Below are 1967 nucleotides of genomic sequence, written 5' to 3'. Positions count from 1 at the left end.
CGGCCCCCTGGAGGACTTCCTCAAGGGCGGTCCCTCCACCGGCGGCGCCCACAAGAGCTCCGACACCAAGTGACGGCCGCCTAGCTTAGGCGACCGGCACACCAGCAGGACGTTCAACGAACCAGTCAGCACTGCCAGGCCTTGGCCTGCTGATCTAAGAAGCGGTCCGGGTACCCACGCCGGACCGTCCAGCCGAGCGGGACCCCCGGCACGCTGCTGCCGGGGGTTCCTTCTTGTCAGTGGACCAGCGTAAGGCGACTCCGCGCAGGACGGATGGACGCGTCAGCCGTAGGAAGCTTCGATCGCCCGTTTCATCTCTACCGCACCGCGTTCGACCCGAATGCGAATCTCGGCGGCGAGGGCATGCGGAAGCACGTCAGTGGTCCAGATCAGTCGACCGGCCCGGGCGCCTTCCGGGCGAACCTCGAACGAAGCGTGGTGATGCTCCGTCGGTGGCCGCGCACCCTCCACGACGGAGTAGGCCAGGCGACGGGCGTCATCGTCGATCGCGACGATCAGCTCGCGGATGACGTGCCCGCGAGGTCCGAGCACTCCTGGCCGCGATCGAGGACAAGCGACCCGAACTCACCGCGTTCTACGGCTGCCTCTACTACGCCTACATGCGACCCGGTGAGGCCAAAGTCCTGCGTAAGGGCGACTGCATCGACCTGCCACGAGGGATGGGGCCAGCTCTTGCTCACCGGCAACTCGCCCCGCGTCGGGTCGGAGTGGACGGACACCGGGACAAGCCACGAGGAACGACAGTTGAGCACCGAGCAAAGAAAATCGCTCGGCCCGTCCCCATCCCGCCTGAACTCGTCCGGCTGCTGCGTCGTCACCTGGCCGAGCATGGGACGGCGCCGGACGGTCGGCTGTTCTCCGGCGGTCGCGGGGGGCCACTCTCCGAGAGCGTGTACGGACGCGTCTGGCAGCTCGCCCGCGCCATGGCGCTCACGCCCACGCAGGCGGCCTCACCCCTGGCCGGACGGCCCTACGACCTCCGCCACAACGGCGTCACACTCGCCCTGAACGCCGGCGTCCCGGCGCCCAAGGTCGCCCGCCGCGCTGGGCACGGCGTCGACGTCCTGCTACGGGTCTACGCCGGGTGCATCGACGGCCACGAGCACATGTGGAACGGCCGTATCGAGGACGCTCTCAAGGACGGCGATTAGCTAGGAGTGCGATGCCCGCCCGGACGACCGGAGGGGACCGGCGAGGTCATCGACACCGGTGAGCTGCGCGGGGGCGTTCTGGCCTTTGCCAGCAGTGGCAGCGCTGGTGTTTGGGCGTGAGGTGTTCGGGTTGGGGTCCCCGCTGTGCGGTCCTAGGGTCCTAGGGCCCTAGTTGAGGGTTCGGAGGGTTTTAGCCTCACTGACAAGACAGCGGATGTGACATCGGTCACAAGCCATCCAACAGCGAGGCTCGAATCCCTACCGGAAGGCTGAAGATATCCAGCAAGCTCCCCCTCAAGGTGCCCGTCGCTCTCAGTGCGCTCGCTTTCGCGAGTGCCGCGCTCCCGGCCGGTCCGGTGCACGCCGATCCGCCGAATGAGGCGATTCCCATCGCTCTCGATCAGGTGGACGACTATGTGAAGTTCACCGAGGACGACAACACGGTGATCTCCGATCACGCCAAGGCCCTCATCGACGCCGCGCCGCGCGGGGCGACGATCCGGCTCCCGCTGTACTACTTCAGCCAGAGCAAGATCGTGACCTCTCTCAGCAGGGCGAAGGGGCGGGGCGTCAAGGTCAGGGTCGTCATCAACGGCAGCGAGATCGGCATGCCGCAGTACCGGGAGCTGACGGCGGCGTTCGCCGACTCGCCCGATGCGGTGCGGACGTGCGGGCAGCGGGTCACGGACGGCGCCGGCGGGTTCCCGAAGCAGAGCGGGCGCTACATATCCACTCGCGGATGCGCCGCCAACCGGAAGGTCGGCGACAACTACTCGCGCATGCACAACAAGTTCA

The 1967-nt window shown here is 67.5% G+C and carries 3 protein-coding genes; 2 read left to right on the top strand and 1 reads right to left on the bottom strand.

Going from position 1 to position 1967, the window contains the following annotated elements; all coding sequences use genetic code 11:
* Positions 1-282: 282 nt before the first annotated feature.
* On the bottom strand, positions 283-552 hold the full coding sequence (locus AB0K37_RS41915; RefSeq protein ID WP_363991744.1) for a hypothetical protein: 270 nt from the start codon (positions 550-552) through the stop codon (positions 283-285).
* Between the two features lie 2 nt (positions 553-554).
* Between AB0K37_RS41915 and AB0K37_RS41910 the strand changes: the two genes are divergently transcribed.
* Positions 555-1172 (top strand): hypothetical protein, encoded by a 618-nt coding sequence (locus AB0K37_RS41910; protein WP_363991747.1) that lies wholly within the window; start codon positions 555-557, stop codon positions 1170-1172.
* A 404-nt stretch (positions 1173-1576) separates the two neighbouring features.
* On the top strand, positions 1577-1967 hold a 391-nt coding region (locus AB0K37_RS41905; protein ID WP_363991742.1), incomplete at its 3' end, for a phospholipase D-like domain-containing protein.

Origin of the sequence: Actinomadura sp. NPDC049753, from assembly GCF_040674655.1 — a bacterium.
Lineage (GTDB): Bacteria > Actinomycetota > Actinomycetes > Streptosporangiales > Streptosporangiaceae > Spirillospora > Spirillospora verrucosospora.
The sequence above is the reverse complement of the archived record's forward strand: the minus strand, read 5'-3'. Positions and strand labels throughout refer to the sequence as shown.